At 70.8% G+C, this 15,795-nt stretch carries 10 protein-coding genes and 1 pseudogene; 5 read left to right on the plus strand and 6 right to left on the minus strand.

Going from position 1 to position 15,795, the window contains the following annotated elements:
• The first annotated feature begins 34 nt into the window (after window positions 1-34).
• Window positions 35-943: a helix-turn-helix domain-containing protein gene (locus tag QQY66_RS45925; RefSeq protein ID WP_301986418.1), complete on the plus strand. Its 909-nt coding sequence runs from the start codon at window positions 35-37 to the stop codon at window positions 941-943.
• A 243-nt stretch (window positions 944-1,186) separates the two neighbouring features.
• Window positions 1,187-3,013 carry a ricin-type beta-trefoil lectin domain protein gene (locus QQY66_RS45930; protein WP_301986419.1) on the plus strand — a complete coding sequence of 609 codons (1,827 nt, stop codon included), beginning with the start codon at window positions 1,187-1,189 and terminating at the stop codon, window positions 3,011-3,013.
• 16 nt (window positions 3,014-3,029) lie between these two features.
• On the opposite strand, the gene QQY66_RS45935 is transcribed toward QQY66_RS45930, so the two are convergent.
• Both QQY66_RS45935 and QQY66_RS45940 read right to left on the minus strand, forming a co-directional pair.
• A complete protein-coding gene (locus QQY66_RS45935) occupies window positions 3,030-3,710 on the minus strand; it encodes a DUF4232 domain-containing protein (protein WP_301986421.1) in 681 nt (226 codons plus the stop codon).
• Window positions 3,711-3,820: 110 nt separating this feature from the next.
• Entirely contained in the window at window positions 3,821-5,188 is a 1,368-nt protein-coding gene (locus QQY66_RS45940) for a serine/threonine-protein kinase (RefSeq protein WP_301986422.1), read from the minus strand.
• 80 nt (window positions 5,189-5,268) lie between these two features.
• Between QQY66_RS45940 and QQY66_RS45945 the strand changes: the two genes are divergently transcribed.
• The gene (locus QQY66_RS45945) at window positions 5,269-5,820 is read left to right on the plus strand and encodes an RNA polymerase sigma factor (RefSeq protein ID WP_301986423.1); all 552 of its coding nucleotides are present in this window, start codon (window positions 5,269-5,271) and stop codon (window positions 5,818-5,820) included.
• Between the two features lie 104 nt (window positions 5,821-5,924).
• On the opposite strand, the pseudogene QQY66_RS45950 reads toward QQY66_RS45945, so the two are convergent.
• Window positions 5,925-6,805, minus strand: a pseudogene (locus QQY66_RS45950) (PAS domain-containing protein); the annotation flags it as partial.
• Window positions 6,806-7,060: 255 nt separating this feature from the next.
• On the opposite strand from QQY66_RS45950, the gene QQY66_RS45955 reads away from it, so the two are divergent.
• The gene (locus QQY66_RS45955; RefSeq protein WP_301986424.1) at window positions 7,061-10,156 is read left to right on the plus strand and encodes a glycoside hydrolase family 2 TIM barrel-domain containing protein; all 3,096 of its coding nucleotides are present in this window, start codon (window positions 7,061-7,063) and stop codon (window positions 10,154-10,156) included.
• Between the two features lie 153 nt (window positions 10,157-10,309).
• Complete coding sequence (locus QQY66_RS45960) at window positions 10,310-12,544, plus strand: glycoside hydrolase family 9 protein (RefSeq protein ID WP_301986425.1); 2,235 nt, start codon at window positions 10,310-10,312, stop codon at window positions 12,542-12,544.
• Here QQY66_RS45960 and QQY66_RS45965 read toward each other — a convergent pair.
• The 3 genes from QQY66_RS45965 to QQY66_RS45975 form a co-directional block, all read right to left on the minus strand.
• Window positions 12,489-14,015 carry a cytochrome bc complex cytochrome b subunit gene (locus QQY66_RS45965; protein ID WP_301986426.1) on the minus strand — a complete coding sequence of 509 codons (1,527 nt, stop codon included), beginning with the start codon at window positions 14,013-14,015 and terminating at the stop codon, window positions 12,489-12,491. The genes QQY66_RS45960 and QQY66_RS45965 overlap by 56 nt on opposite strands.
• Entirely contained in the window at window positions 14,012-14,941 is a 930-nt protein-coding gene (locus QQY66_RS45970) for a sigma-70 family RNA polymerase sigma factor (protein ID WP_301986427.1), read from the minus strand. Before QQY66_RS45970 ends, QQY66_RS45965 begins: the two co-directional genes overlap by 4 nt.
• Window positions 14,942-15,051: 110 nt before the next feature.
• Window positions 15,052-15,774 (minus strand): 2OG-Fe(II) oxygenase, encoded by a 723-nt coding sequence (locus QQY66_RS45975; protein WP_301986428.1) that lies wholly within the window; start codon window positions 15,772-15,774, stop codon window positions 15,052-15,054.
• Between the last annotated feature and the right edge of the window lie 21 nt (window positions 15,775-15,795).

Genomic DNA, 15,795 nt, shown 5'->3' on the forward strand with positions numbered 1-15,795 from the left:
ACGCTAGGCCGCAGGGTGCTTCAGGAGGATGCCCATGAGCACTGACGGATTGCCCGGGACTGCTGCGCCCGGCGCCCCCGCGCCGCCGCCGGGCCTGGTGGTGGTCGGCCGGTTCGACCAGCCCGAGGGCTACGCCGTCCAGCGCCCGCGCGGCGCCGACAGCTGGCTGTTCACCTGGACGACCGGCGGACGGGGACAGCTGCGCCAGGGGAGCGCGCGGGCGCGGGCGGCAGCCGGGGACCTCGTCGTGCTCGCGCCGGGTGTCCGGCACGGCTACGGGGTCGAACCGGGCGCAGGCCACTGGGAGTTCTGGTGGGTGCACTGCCAGGCGCGCCCGTCGTGGCCGTTCTGGCTGCGGCCGTACGACACCGGGGACGGGATGTACGTCGTCACGCCCACGCCGGCCGGGCTGCACGGCCGCCTCGGCGCAGCGTTCCGCCGGATGCTCGCCGACGCCCGCTGGACGGGCACCGGGACACCGCCGGCGACCGGGCCGGAGGACGACCGGGTGGCCGTGGCGCACGGCACCGTGGCCCGGGAGCTCGCCCTGTGCTCCCTGGAGGAGATCGTGCTGCTCACGGCGGCCACCGCACGGACGTCGTCGCCCCGGCCCGGCGTGGACACGAGGGTGCGTCGGGCGCAGGCGCTGATCGATGCCGATCCGGGGGCCCCGCACACCGTCCGCTCGCTCGCCGAGCAGGTCGCGCTGTCGCCCTCCCGCTTCGCGCACCTGTTCACGCGGACGCTCGGGCAGTCGCCGATGCGGGCCCTGCGCGAGACACGGCTGCGGCATGCGGCGCGGCTGCTGGAGAGCACCGATCTGACCGTGGAGCGGGTGGCCGCGGCTTCGGGATTCGCGAGCCCGTTCCATTTCAGTCGGGTGTTCCGGGAGCGGTACGGGGTGCCGCCCGGAGCGTACCGGGGCGGGCCCGTGGCCGGGTGAATGAAGGACGCTATTTCCATGTCGGAACGGTGTCAGCCGGAAATGGATCCCAATAGCAACCCTGGATTGACGTCCCGTCAAGTTTCTGTCAAGGGAAGGTAATCCACAAACCCACGAGATCCCTTGTTCCGCTTCGCTGAGCTGTGCAAAGGTGTGCCCTGTCGGCGTGCAGTCAGAACATGCAGCCCACATACCCATTGGTATGGACTTTACGCCGGATGTCCTTGAGAGGAAATGCAGCACGTGAAAGACGCAGGCCTGCCGAATTCCCCCACGCCCGCGCCCCTGTCCGAGGTGACGGACGAACAACTCAGCACCGAGTTGAGGAAATGGACGGGAACAGCACCCGCGCTGCACCCCGTCGGTGAACTCCTCGACCGGCACTGGGAAGCGGCCTTCGCCTACGCGCGGTTGTGCGCCGACGGCCCGCGGGCCGCGGGCATGCTCACCACGGCGGCCTTCACGAGGCTCTTCGGCGAGTCCCTGCGGCAGACCGGGCCGACGGCCGCCTGGCGGCCCCAACTGCTCGTCACGGTGCGCCGGATCGCCGCCGAGTGGGACGGCGACCACAGACGCGAACTGCTCCACCCCGAACTGAGATCCGAGGCCTGGGCCGGCGACCGTATCGCAGCGCGCCTGCTGCCGACGGCGGACCGGCGCCTGCTCTCCGGGGCATTCCAGCGGCTGCCCCAGTCGGCCCGCTGCCTCCTCTGGCACACCGAGGTCGAGGGCGAACCGCTGCGGACACCGGCCGCACTGCTCGGCCTCGACGAACAGGACGCAATCGTCGAACTGCAGCGCGCCCGGGAGCGGTTGCGCGAGGAGTGCCTCCAGGTGCACCGCGAACTCGCCCCCGAGCAGGAGTGCGGGCGCTTCCAGCGGATGCTCGACGTCACCTACCGGCGCGGCGGAGTCGATGTCGACCCCGATCTGCGCACGCACCTGGACGGCTGCCAGCACTGCCGCTATACCGCCGGCCAGCTCGACCACTTCAACGACGGGCTCGGCACGGCCCTCGCCGAAGCGGTCCTCGGCTGGGGCGCGCGGGCCTACCGCGAGTCCAGGGCGGAGGAGCCCGAGGCAGTCGAAGCGGTGACTCTCGGGGAGGAGCCCCAGGCACAACCGCCCTTCGCCGGCGAGGAGTTCGCTTCCGCGGTGCCTTCCCCTCGCGCGCTCTCCCCTCGCTCGGCCCACAAGGCCGCCCGCCGCGCCGCCCGCCGCCGGAACGTCACCATGGCTGTCGCGATCGTGAGCGGCCTGGTCGTCCTCCCTCTCGTCCTGTGGTCCGCGTTCGGCTCCGGGGACGACACCACCCCGTCCGACGGCGACCACTCCTCCGACGAACCCGTCACGGGCACGTCGCCCGGCAACCCCTCCTGGGCCGGGTCGGGCGAGGAGACGGACGGCACCCTGAGCGGCCGGCTGCACAACGTCGACTCCGGTCTCTGCATCGGCATCGAGGGCAAGAAGGCCGTCGACGGCGCGGAGGCCGAGGTCACCAAGTGCTCCGCCGCGGCCGGCCAGCAGTGGTCGTACGAGACCGACGGGCTGCTGCGCAACGTCGCCGACCCCGACTTCTGCCTCGACTCCCACCTCGGCTACTCGATCCGGCTCGCCCCCTGCACCGGGACGTCCCAGCCGGACACGAAGAACGTCCGCTACGACTTCACCCTCCAGGGCAGCCTGGTCCCCCGCTGGAACCAGGACCTCGCCCTGACCTCCGCCGAAGACGGGGCCGGTGTGCTGGTCCTCAAGAACCGCGACGACAGCGCGGGCCAGCGCTGGGTGATCGACACCGCCAAGACCGACCTCCAGATGGAGGTCGTCAAGTGGGACACCGCCGCAGACACCTCGAAGCCGCCCGTCCCGCCGACACCTTCGAAGACGCCCACGCCCACACCCACCGCCTCGCCCGAGCCGACGCCCACCACGACCCCGTCGACCGCGCAGCCGACGCCGACACCGACCTCGTATCCCTCCTGCTACGCGTACTACTGCTCCTGGAACAACCAGTACGGCTGGTACGGACACGGGTACGGCGGCCACGGGTACGACGGCTGGCGTCGCTGAGCGGCACGGCGGAGGGTCAGGCGCCGGTGCCGGGGCTGAAGACCGTCAGGAACACCGAGGACTCGTTGCCGCCCACCGGAACCTCACCGGCCGTCCACGCCACCTTGAGCGGGTCCCGCTCATCGGGCGGCGTCACGAGCAGGGAGTCCGGTGTGGCCGTACGGGCCCCGCTGATCTCGGGGCTGGAGTACGACAGCCCGGCCCAGGCGCTGCTGCCGGGCGTCAGCGTGACCGTCGTGGGAGAGCCGTCGGAGCGCTTCGGGTCCGGGCCCAGCTGCTTGCCGGAGGCGTCGACGAAGGCGGCGCCCGGGTAGCCGCGCACCGTGCAGGTGCTGGACGAGGTGTTGGTCAGCACGATCGGGTAGTTCCGCTGCCCGGCCCCGGGGTTGACGCGGCCGACGGACGCACGCAGCTCGGAGGTGTGGCAGCGGGTGCTGGTGGCGGGCCGGGTCTGCTCGGCGGGGGCGGACGAGGAGGGGGTCCCGGGTGTTTCGGGTGTGGCGCTCGGCTGTGTGGCCGTGGGGGAGGCCGAAGCGGGGGTGCTGGTGCCGGTCGCGGGACCTGCCGTGCCGGGCAGCGTGTCCGGAGTGCTCGTTGTGTTGCTGCTGCCGTTGCCGCAGCCGGTCAGCAGCCCCAGCACGGCGACGGCGCTCGCCAGCAGGGTCGCCCGGCGTACGGACCGGTGGGTGTCAGCCATGGTTCTCAACGCTCCTGAGGTGTCCCGCACCCGTCGTGACGCGTGCGTACGGCGCCTTGTGCCCCGTCACTGATGTCCGATGCGCGCGGAGCGGGAAAAGTTCGCGCCTTTCATCCCTTCGCTCCTACCGAGTCCAGGATGCGCTCTGACTGGGCGGGATCGCCGTTCTGGCGGATCTGCACATACACCTGAGGCTGCGCGTCGTCGCCTGCCGGAGTGAGCCCGGCCTCCGTGATCGACCCTCCGCCGCCCGGGCAGTCGGTCCAGGTGCGGACCCGGCCGTGCCACCGCTCTCCGGTGTAGGAACGGCCGCCGTCGTAGTGGCAGCCGGCGTGGGCGAGGGCGTTCACCCGCCCGGTGACGTCGCCGTGTTCGCTCAGGCCGACGAACACGCCGTTGACGTCCGACGTCAGGTCCTGCCACTTCGCCAGGTCGTCCGCGACGGCGAACCCCGGCTCGCGTCCCGGACGCAGGCCGATCGACGCGGGATCCCACCCCGAGTCGCGTACCTGCCGACCCCACTCGCCGGGCACTTCGGCCGACACCCGGCCGCTGGAGTCCTCGACGCGGATGCCGGGGACCGGCGTCTCACGGGTCACCAGCGCCAGGGGCACACCGACGGCCACCGCGAGCAGCAGCGCGGAGGCGGTCAGGACGATGGCCCTGCGGGGCCGCCGGGGGCGAGGCGCCCGGGACGCCAGCCGCTCGAGTTCCTCGGCGAAGGCCTGGGACGTGGGCCAGCGGCGCCCGCGGTCCGGTTCCAGTGCGCGCAGGAGGGCCCGCTGCACGCCGGGGGCGAGGCCGGGGCGCAGCCGCCTGGGCGGTACGACGTGTCCGGGCTCGCCCGGAACCGTGCCGGTGACGAGGTGGTAGCCGACCGCACCCAGGCTGTACACGTCGGCCCGCGCGTCGATACCCGCGCCGGGCCTGGCCTGCTCGGGCGGCCGGTATCCCGCCGAACCCGCCGCCAGGGTGAGACCGGACGCCTCCGCCAGGCTCTTGGCCAGCCCGAGGTCGGCGAGCAGCACCCGGGCGGCTCCGCCGGGGGAGGTGCGCAGCAGCACGTTGGACGGCTTGATGTCCCGGTGCACGATCCCCGCCTCGTGCAGCGCCGCCGCGCCCCGGGCGGCCGATGCCGTCAGCCGCAGCGCCTCCGGCACGGGGAGCGGGCCTTCGGTGAGCAGGTCGGCGAGGGTGCCGCCGTCGGCGTACTCCATCACGAAGTACGGCCTGCCGTCGGGCAGTTCGCCGATGTCGTAGACCTGGACGACCCGGTCGGAGCCGGCCCGGCGCAGCATCCGTGCCTCGGACAGGAAGCGCTCGCGGACGTCCAGCCGGTGCGCCCAGTTGTCGGCGAGCACCTTGACGGCCACGAGGGCGTCGAGTTCGTCGTCGTGGGCGAGCCAGACGGTGCCGAACGCCCCGGTGCCCAGGCGGCGTTCGAGGCGGTAGCGCCCGATCCGCTCGACGGAGTGCATACGACTATGATGCCTGGCCTCAGATCCACACCGAGGACCCGCGCCGAGGATCTGTCGACGCGAGACCGAGGGGAGCCCCCGTGTCCGACGCCGCGCCCACCGAGGACCTGGCCCGGCGCGCGGCCACGGGCGACGGTGCCGCCCTGGACGAGCTGCTGCACGCGATCCGGCCCGAGGTCGTCCGGCGCTGCGGGCGGTTCCTGCCCAACAGGGAGGACGCCGAGGAGGCCGCGCAGGACGTTCTGCTCCAGGTCGCGCGGAAGATCACCGGGTTCGAGGGCCGCAGCCGCTTCAGCACCTGGCTCTACACCGTCGTCGCCAACTGCGCCCGCCAGAAATACCGCGAGCTCAAGCGGCGGGCCGCCGAACAGCCCGCCCCGATCGACGCCGCGCAGTACGTCGACCCGCGGACGACGAGTGTCATCGCCGGCTCCCGCGTCGACCTGCTGGAGGCGCTGGACCGGCTGGAGCGCGAACACCCGCATCTGGTCGCGCCGTTGGTGTACCGCGACATCTGCCAGCTGGACTACGCCGAGGCCGCCGAACGCGCCGGCGTCCCGCTGGGCACACTGAAGTCCCGGCTGCACGAGGCGCGCAAGCAGGTCCGACCGTGGTTGGCCGACACGCCCTGAGGCCCCTAACCGGGTCCGGCGAAGTCCGGTGCGGGTCGGCAGCGCCCCAAAGGGGCGCGGGGCTGTGTCGATATGCGGCTCCGCCGCGGGGCGCGACCAGCCACGACGGCCTCGGGGCTGCCGGGATTGACCGACTGATGGGCCGCCCGGCGCAGCGTGACCGGCGCGGTCACCGGCCCGGTGGCAGGCTCGCGCGTGAGCCCGGGCGGGTCCAGGAGGTCGACGCTGACGAAGTCGGCGAGCGTGGGCACGCACACGTCCGCGAGTTCCTGTGCGGTCCGGGTGATGTCCAGGGTGGTACTGATGCGGACGCTCGCCTCGTTGACCAGCCGGAGCCGCTCGCGTGACGCGTACTGCTCGGTGAAGTCGTGCACGGCGACGCACACCCCGCGCGCCCGACCCGTGGCGTCGGTGATCGGTGCCATCCGGGCCGGCCAGGCGTTGACCCGGCCGTGCGCCGATCGGCACATAGGCCCGTACGTCGTCCCCCCGGCCGGTGGTGAGGGCCCGGTGCAGCTGCCGCTCGATCCTCTCGCCGTCGAGCCGACCGCTGAGCTCGGGCACGCGCAGTCCACGGATCCGCTCTTCGGGCAGTCCGATCACCTCGGCCATGGCATCGTTGATGCGGTGCAGCCGGAGCCGTTCGTCGTAGATCGCGACGGCGCAGGGGGACTGGATGAGGCCCGCCTGTGACGGCGAGCCAGTCGCCGGTGCCGCCGTTCTTGGGCTGCCGGTGGTGGACGAGCAGCCACACGGTCACCGTATGGCCGTCCCGGTGGCGCAAAGTGACCGTTCCGTTCCAGCGGGGCGGTCGGACGGTGGGCAGCGGGCCCTGGATCAGGTCGGCGGCCGGGCGCCCCACGACCTTCTCGGCCGTCCAGCCCAGCAGTCGCCGGGCCCCCTCGCTCCACTCGGTCACCGTGCCGTCGCCGTCGAGGACAGCCCGGGCCGTGGCGGCCTCGTCGAACGGATACACCGGGTTCATCGTCGTCGCTCCATCGCGCGTACGCACAGTGAACAGATGGGTCACTTCAGTTCCAGCCCAGTGCGCCGCGCTCCCGCGCGAACGGGAACCGTGAGCTGTCCGGCACCCCCGGTCAAGAGAGAGATCCGGCCGATGTGGCCCCTGGGACAGAAGCACCTCACGCGCCCCTTGACGGCCTTATGTGGCCCACCGTCAGAATCTGTTTGTTCACGATCAGTTGTGAGTACTTCTGGGCCCTGATGAGGGAGAGCCGCCATGACGGTCACTCGCAGATCGGTTTTGATCGCCTCTACGACCGCACCCGCCGCCGGGGTGCTCCTGACCACCCCGGTGGCACGGGCCGCCGAGGCGGTCGCGGGCGCATCCGGCCGCCGTACCGTCGCCCTGCGCGACGGCTGGCGCTTCGCGCTGGTCAACCCGGGCGGCATCACCGACCCGACCGGCGCCTACGTCGACGCCGCCGCACCCGCATACGACGACTCGGACTGGCGCGAGGTCGCCGTCCCCCATGACTGGAGCATCGAGCAGACCCCGACCACCGAGCACGGCACGACCAGCGGCACCGGTTTCCTCCCCGGCGGCCTCGGCTGGTACCGCCTCGCCTTCACCCTGCCGCCCGCCTTCACCGGCCGCCGGATCTCGGTGGAGTTCGACGGCGTCTACATGGACTCGTACGTCTACTGCAACGGCAAGGAAGTCGGCCGCCACCCCTACGGCTACTCCGGCTTCGCCTTCGACCTCACGGACCTCCTGCACACCGACGGCACCACCGAGAACGTCCTCGCGGTCAAGGTGCAGAACCAACTCCCCAGCAGCCGCTGGTACTCGGGCAGCGGCATCTACCGCGAGGCCCGGCTGGTCGTCACCGAGCCGGTGCACGTGGAGCGCTGGGGCACCTACGTCACCACGCCGGAGATCACCGAGCAGAGGGCCGTCGTACGGGTGCGCACGTCCGTGCTGAACGAGTCGGGCACCGCACAGGAGGTCGAGGTGAGATCGCGGGCCGTCGACGCCGACGGCCGTACGGTCGCCCGGACGTCCACCACCGTCACCGTCGACGACCGGACGACACAGACCCACGAACTCACCGTCGGCAGACCCAGGTTGTGGGACTTCACCGACCCGCACCGCTACACCCTCCACACCGAACTCCGTATCGACGGCAAGGCGGTCGACACCTACCGCACCCCCTTCGGCATCCGCACCTTCCGCATCGACCCGGACGAGGGCTTCCAGCTCAACGGAGTCCCCGCCAAGCTCAAGGGCGTCGACCTGCACCACGACCTGGGCGCGCTCGGCGCGGCGGTCAGCAAGGACGCGGTGCGCAGACAGATGGTGATCATGAAGTCGATGGGCGTCAACGCCCTGCGCACCGCGCACAACCCGCCCGCGCCGGAGGTCATCCAGGTCTGCGAGGAGCTGGGTGTGGTGATGCTGGTGGAGAACTTCGACTGCTGGCGGACCGGCAAGAACCGCTACGACTACGGCCGGTTCTTCGACGAGTGGTGCGAGAAGGACACCACCGAAATGGTCTGCGCCGCCCGCAACTCGCCCGCCGTCATCATGTGGTCCATCGGCAACGAGGTCCCCGACTCCACGACCACCGCCGGACTCGCCATGGCGGACCGCGTCATCGCCGCCATCAAGGCCGCCGACGACACCCGCCCCCTCGTCATCGGCTCCGACAAATACCGCCGCCTCCCGGCCAAGGGCTCGGCCGCCGACCTGATGCTGGCCAAGCTCGACGGACTCGGCCTGAACTACAACACCGCCAAATCCGTCGACCAACTCCACGCCGCCTACCCCCACTTGTTCCTGTTCGAGTCGGAGTCCTCGTCCGAGACCTCCACCCGCGGCACCTACCAGGAGCCCGAGCGCCTCAACACCGGCGAGAACTACACCCCCGGCAAGCGGGCGACCTCCTCCTACGACAACAACCTCGCCTCCTGGACGATGAGCGGCGAGTACGGCCACAAGAAGGACCGGGACCGGAAGTGGTTCACGGGCCAGTTCCTGTGGTCGGGCATCGACTACATCGGGGAGCCCACGCCGTACAACGTCTTCCCGGTGAAGGCGTCCTTCTTCGGCGCGGTCGACACGGCGGGCTTCCCGAAGGACATGTACTACCTGTTCCAGAGCCAGTGGATCAGCGAGCCGATGGTGCATCTGCTGCCCATGACCTGGAACCACGAACCGGGGGACGTCGTAGAGGTCTGGGCGTACGCCAACGTCGACACCGTCGAGCTGTTCCTCAACGGCAAGTCCCAGGGCGTACGGCGCTTCGACACGAAGAAGACCGTCGACGGCCGCGTCTACTTGGAGACCACCGAGGCCACCGGCGACGACAAGACCTTCACCGACGGCCCCTACCCCGGCAGTTACACCAGCCCGAACGGCAGCGCGGGCAAGCTCCATCTGACCTGGAAAGTGCCGTACGCACCCGGCGAGTTGAAGGCGGTGGCCCGCAGCGACGGCAAGGTGGTCGCCACGGATGTGCTGCGCACGGCCGGAAAGCCGTATGCCGTACGACTCACCCCTGACCGCAAGTCCCTTGCCGCCGACGGCCGTTCGCTGGTCTTCCTCACCGCGGAGGTGGTGGACGCCCGCGGCGTGGTCGTGCCCGACGCCGGGCATCTGATCACCTTCGACGTCAGGGGCGGCTCGCTCGCCGGGCTGGACAACGGCCGGCAGGAGAGCGCCGAGCGCTATCAGGCCAGTACCCGGACCGCCTTCCACGGCAAGGCGCTCGCGATCGTCCGGTCCGGCACGAAGGCGGGCACGCTGAAGGTGACGGCGCGGGTGCAAGGACTGCGGGCGGGCACGGCGGCTGTGCGCACCACTCCCGCCCACTCGGCGGCGACCACCCCCGCGGCGACATTCAAGCCCGACCATCCGGCGCCCCCGAACTACCCCTACGCGGACGCCAGTTACTCCGGCCGCCCCGACACCCTGCCCGCCGCCATGCTCGACGGCGACCCGGCCACCGGCTGGTCCAACGCCTTCTACAAGGCCGCCACGCCCCTGCTGCCCGCCTTCGACGGGGCCCGGGAGGAGGACTGGATCTCCGTCGACTGGGGGCGGTCCCGGACCCTGGACCGGGTGGAGGTCTCGTTCACCGTGGACGCGACACACTCGCTGCCCGCGTCGGTCGAGGTCGCGGTGTGGGACGGGCGCCGGTATGAGCCGGTGGACGGGGCGGCCGTCGACTGGGCCGTCGCCTCGGGCGAGCCGACCGTGATCACTTTTGACGCCGTACGGGGCTCCCGGCTGCGGCTCACCATGACGAGTGGTCATCCGGGCGAGGCGCGAGGGGCGGTACGCATCAGCAGGCTGGAGGCCCCGGTCGGCTGATCGGCCCGCGTGGTCCGGACGGGACGGTGTCCAGCCAGTCCCGTCCGGACCGTTGACGTGCCGTCAACTCTCCCACAAGCATGGTTCGCGCCCGCATCTGGGAGCGCTCCCACGCCGGTAGCGTCACCCGTACCTCTCCCGAGGAGCCCAGACGTGAAAAGACGCAGAACCGCCCTGTTGTCCCTGACGGCCCTGCTGGCGGCGGCGCTCACCGCGCTGCCCGCCGCAGCCGACGAGGTCGAGCAACTCAAGAACGGCACCTTCGACACCACCACCGATCCCTGGTGGACTACGAGCAACGTGACCGCCGGTCTGTCCGGCGGACAGCTCTGCGCGGACGTGCCGGGAGGCACCGCCAACCGCTGGGACGCGGCCGTCGGCCAGAACGACGTCACCCTGGTGAAGGGGGAGTCGTACCGGATCTCCTTCACCGCGAACGGCACACCCGAGGGCCATGTGGTGCGTGCGATCGTGGGGCTGTCGGTGGCTCCGTACGACACCTGGTTCGAGGTGAGCCCGCAGCTGAGCGTCTCCGGCAACTCGTATGCCTACACGTTCACTTCGCCCGTCGACACCACCCAGGGCCAGGTCGGCTTCCAGCTCGGCGGCCAGGCGGACGACTGGCGGTTCTGCATGGACGACGTGTCGCTGCTGGGCGGGGTGGAGCCGGAGCCGTACGAGCCGGACACCGGGCCGCGCGTGCGTGTCAACCAGGTCGCCTACCTGCCCGCAGGACCCAAGAACGCCACGCTGGTCACCGACGCCACCGGCAAGCTGCCCTGGCAGGTGAAGAACGCCGCCGGGACGACGGTCGCCCACGGCTGGACCGTGCCGCGCGGTACCGACGTGTCGTCCGCGCAGAACGTCCACTCGATCGACTTCGGCGCCTACCGCGGGCGCGGACAGGGCTTCACGCTGGTCGCCGACGGGGAGACGAGCCGCCCGTTCGACATCGACGCGCGCGCCTATGAGCAGCTACGTGTTGATGCGGTGAAGTACTACTACACGCAGCGCAGCGGCATCGCGATCCGCGACGACCTGCGGCCCGGCTACGGACGCCCCGCCGGCCATGTGAACGTCGCGCCCAACCAGGGCGACGCGAACGTCCCCTGCCAGCCCGGCGTCTGCGACTACACCCTCGACGTGACCGGCGGCTGGTACGACGCCGGCGACCACGGCAAGTACGTCGTCAACGGCGGCATCTCCACCTGGGAGGTGCTCAGCACCTACGAACGCTCCCTGCTGGCCCGCACCGGCCACCCGGCGAAGCTCGGCGACGGCTCGCTCGCCATACCGGAGAGCGGCAACAAGGTGCCGGACATCCTCGACGAGGCCCGCTGGGAGCTGGAGTTCCTGCTGAAGATGCAGGTGCCGGACGGGCAGCCGCTCGCGGGCATGGCCCACCACAAGATGCACGACGAGCAGTGGACCGGCCTGCCCCTGCTGCCCAGTGACGATCCGCAGAAGCGCGAACTGCACCCGCCGACGACCGAGGCGACCCTGAACCTGGCGGCGACGGCCGCGCAGGCGGCACGGCTGTACCGGCCGTACGACCGCCAGTTCGCGACCGAGGCACTGGCAGCCGCCCGCAAGGCCTGGTCCGCGGCGCTCGCGCACCCCGCGGTCCACCCCGACCCGAACGACGGCACCGGAGGCGGCGCCTACCCCGACACCGACGCGACCGACGAGTTCTACTGGGCCGCCGCCGAGCTGTATCTCACCACCGGGCAGAAGGAGTTCGAGAAGCACATCCTGAACTCGCCGGTCCACACGGCCGACATCTTCGGACCCCTCGGCTACGACTGGGCCAGGACGGCCGCCGCCGGACGACTGGACCTGGCGACCGTCCCGAGCAAGCTGCCCGGCCGGGACAAGGTGCGCCAGTCGGTGATCAAGGGCGCCGACACCTACCTGGCCACCCTGAAGTCACAGCCGTACGGCATGCCGTACGCCCCCGAAGGCAACCTCTACGACTGGGGCTCCAACCACCAGATCCTGCACAACGCGGTCGTCATCGCCACCGCCTACGACCTCACCGGCGCCTCGAAGTACCGGGACGGCGCGTTGCAGAGCATGGACTACATTCTCGGCCGCAACGCGCTGAACATCTCCTACGTCACCGGCTACGGCGAGGTCGACTCCCGCAACCAGCACAGCCGTTGGTACGCCCACCAGCTCGACCCGAATCTGCCGAACCCGCCGAAGGGCACGCTCGCCGGAGGCCCCAACTCAAGCATCCAGGACCCCTACGCACAGAGCAAACTCCAGGGCTGCGTCGGCCAGTTCTGCTACATCGACGACATCCAGTCCTGGTCGACGAACGAGCACACCATCAACTGGAACTCCGCCCTGACCCGGATGGCGTCCTTCGTGGCGGATCAGGGCTGAGGCTCGCCCGCTGCGCCTCCACCAGTTCCCCTGGCCGCTCATGGGCGGTCAGGGTGTGGAGCCGGGCCTGATCGAGCGGCTGGTGCACCTCGACGTACTCGCCGTGCGGCAGCCGCTTGATCACACCGGTCTCCCGGCCGTGCGCCACCAGCTCCTTGTCGCGGAGCTGGAGGCCCAGGCAGATGCGCCGGGTGACGACGAAGACGACCACCGGGACCACGAACACGGCGATCCTCACCGCCCACGTCACCGTGTTGATCGACAGATGCAGCCGGGTCGCCACGATGTCGTTGCCGCCGCCCGCCAGCAGGATCAGATAGAGGCTGATCCAGGCCGCGCCGATGCCCGTACGCACAGGACGGTTGCGCGGCCGGTCCAGGATGTGGTGTTCCCGCTTGTTGCCGGTGACCCGGGCCTCCACGAACGGATACACGCCGATGAAGAGCAGCAGGAGCGGGAAGACGACGACCGGGATCAGCACGCCCATGACCAGCGTGTGCCCCCACAGATCGATCTCCCAGCCCGGCATCACCCGGACCAGACCCTCGGCGAACCCCAGATACCAGTCCGGCTGGGCGCCCGTGGAGACCTGGTCGGCGCGGAAGGGGCCGTACTGCCAGACCGGGTTGATCGTCGCGACCGCCGCGATCAGGGTGAGGACGCCGAAGACCAGGAAGAAGAAGCCGCCCGCCTTCGCCATGTACACCGGCATGAAGGGCGAGCCGACGACATTGCGCTCGGTGCGGCCGGGGCCCGCGAACTGCGTGTGCTTGTGGTAGAAGACCAGCAGGATGTGCGCCACCACCAGCGCGGCCATGATGCCCGGGACCACCAGGATGTGCAGCGAGTAGAAGCGGGCCACGATGTCGTCGCCGGGGAACTCGCCGCCGAACAGGAACATCGTCAGATACGTCCCCACGATCGGCACCGACAGCAGCGCGCCCTCGACGAACCGCATCCCGGTCCCCGACAGCAGGTCGTCCGGCAGCGAGTAGCCCATCAGGCCCTCGAACAGGCCGAGGAACAGCAGGGACCAGCCGAACAGCCAGTTGATCTCACGCGGCTTGCGGAACGAACCCGTGAAGAAGTGCCGCATCATGTGCGTCAGCATCGCGGCCACGAAGATCAGTGCCGCCCAGTGGTGCAGCTGCCGGATCAGCAGCCCACCGCGCACATCGAAGCTGATCTCCAGGGTGGAGGCGTACGCCTCGGACATCCGGACGCCGTTCAGCGGCGCGTAACTGCCGTGGTACACCACCTCGTTCATCGACGGATGGAAGAAGAAGGTGAGCCACACGCCGGTGAGGATCAGCACGATGAAGCTGTACAGGCAGACCTCGCCGAGCAGGAACGACCAGTGGTCGGGAAAGACCTTCCGCAGGTACTTCTTGCCGAGCGTATGAGTGCCGAGGCGGCCGTCGAACCAGTCGGCGAGCCGCTCGCCCTTCCCGGGCCGCACGGTGGTGGTCACGCCTCCTCCTTGTGGACGTGCGTGAGCTTGTCGGGATTGCTGACGATGTAGACGCTGGACACCCGGTCGCCCTCGGGCGTGAGGTCCATGACCATCACCGCGTACGGCTCGCCGCCCTGGAACAGCACCATCGCCTCGTCGCCGTTGACGCGGCGGTAGCGCAGTTCGAAGCCCTGCGCGACACCCCGAGTGCGGTACGAGGTGAGGAGGCGGACCGCCTTGTCCCGGCCGTGCACCGGGCGCAGTCCCGCGCCCCTGCGCTTGCCGCCGCCGTCCGACCACACCGTCACGTCCGGTGCGAGGATCTCCATCAGCGCGGCGATGTCCCCGCCGAGGGCCGCCTGCACGAACCGCTCGGTCGCCTCCCGGCGCACCCGCGGATGCGCCTGGTACAGCGGCCGCCGCGCATGCACATGCGCCCGCGCCCGATGCGCCAGCTGCCGTACGGCCGCCGGGGTGCGGTCGATCAGCTCCGCGATCTCGGTGTGGGCGTACCCGAACACCTCGTTGAGCACGAACACCGCGCGCTCCAGCGGCGTGAGCGACTCCAGCACCACCAGCATCGCCAGCGACACGGACTCGGTGCGCAGCGCGGGATCGTCGGCACCGTCGTCGGCGACCAGCGGCTCCGGCAGCCAGGGACCGACGTAGGTCTCACGGGAGCGGTTGATCGCGGCGCGCCGTCCCAGCGCGTGGTTGACGGCGATACGGACCAGATACGCCCGGGGATTGTCGATCCCGTCGAGATCGCGGCCCCGGCCCCGGGCCGTCCAGGACAGCCAGGTCTCCTGGAGCACGTCCTCGGTGTCCGCGACACTGCCCAGGATGTTGTAGACGAGGCCGAACAGCAGCTCACGGTGGTCGACGAAGACTCCGGTCGCCTCGCTGAGTCGCTCGTCGGTGTCGGGCACAGGGAACTCGTACATGAACAGGCCTCCGCAGTGGTGCGCTCACTACTGCGAGGGCCGGAGGAGGCCGGATTGTGACGTCGACGGCCGGATTGTGACATACGTCTCACTGCTCGCCCATGCCGGAGTCAGGACGCGTCGTGGAAGACGAGCCCCAGCGAGTACCGGTGGCCGGAACGTACCGGGCTCACCCCGTGCCGCATCGCCCCGGCCGACCAGCCGCGCCGGGTGCGCACGGGCCGGTCCCGGGTCGTGAAGACCAGGCCGTGACCCTGCTCGAGCGCGGTGGCGGTGCCCCGCGACTGGGCCCTGGGCCGCTGCTCCACCATCAGGAACTCGCCGCCGGTGTAGTCGGTGCCGTACGCGTCGAGTCCGACGACCACCTGGAGCGGGAAGAGCATCTCGCCGAACACATCACGGTGCAGCGCGTTCCAGTCGCCCTCCCCATAGCGCAGCAGGATCTGCGCCGACCGGTCCTGTCCGGCCGCATGGCACCGCTCCAGCCACTCGTCGAGCGAGTCCGGCCAGGGCGCCGGGCGGTCGAGCCGGGCTGCCCAGTCACGGGCGATCGGCAGCAGGCGCGGATAGAGCGCGGCGCGCAGGGCGGCCACCGGGGCGGGCAGGTCATGGGTGAAGTAGCGGTACTCGCCGGAGCCGAAGCGGTGCCGTGTCATGTCGACGGTGGTCCGGAACAGCTCCGGCTTCTCGTACAGCGCCGCCAGGTCGCGGCACTCCGCCGGGGTCAGCAGCCGGCCCGTCCGCGCGCTGCCGTACGTGTCCAGCTCCTCGGCGAGGGCGGCCCAGTCCGTCCCCTCGACGCGGCGGCGGGCCCGGTCCGTGGTCAGCGTCATGAGATGGTCACCGTCCTGTGC

Origin of the sequence: Streptomyces sp. DG2A-72, from assembly GCF_030499575.1 — a bacterium.
GTDB lineage: Bacteria > Actinomycetota > Actinomycetes > Streptomycetales > Streptomycetaceae > Streptomyces.

Coding starts and splice junctions, on each gene's coding strand:
- QQY66_RS45955 (WP_301986424.1), top strand. CDS start 7,061: ATGACGGTCACTCGCAGATCGGTTTTGATCGCCTCTACGACCGCACCC.
- QQY66_RS45970 (WP_301986427.1), bottom strand. CDS start 14,941: ATGTACGAGTTCCCTGTGCCCGACACCGACGAGCGACTCAGCGAGGCG.
- QQY66_RS45975 (WP_301986428.1), bottom strand. CDS start 15,774: ATGACGCTGACCACGGACCGGGCCCGCCGCCGCGTCGAGGGGACGGAC.
- QQY66_RS45940 (WP_301986422.1), bottom strand. CDS start 5,188: ATGCACTCCGTCGAGCGGATCGGGCGCTACCGCCTCGAACGCCGCCTG.
- QQY66_RS45925 (WP_301986418.1), top strand. CDS start 35: ATGAGCACTGACGGATTGCCCGGGACTGCTGCGCCCGGCGCCCCCGCG.
- QQY66_RS45935 (WP_301986421.1), bottom strand. CDS start 3,710: ATGGCTGACACCCACCGGTCCGTACGCCGGGCGACCCTGCTGGCGAGC.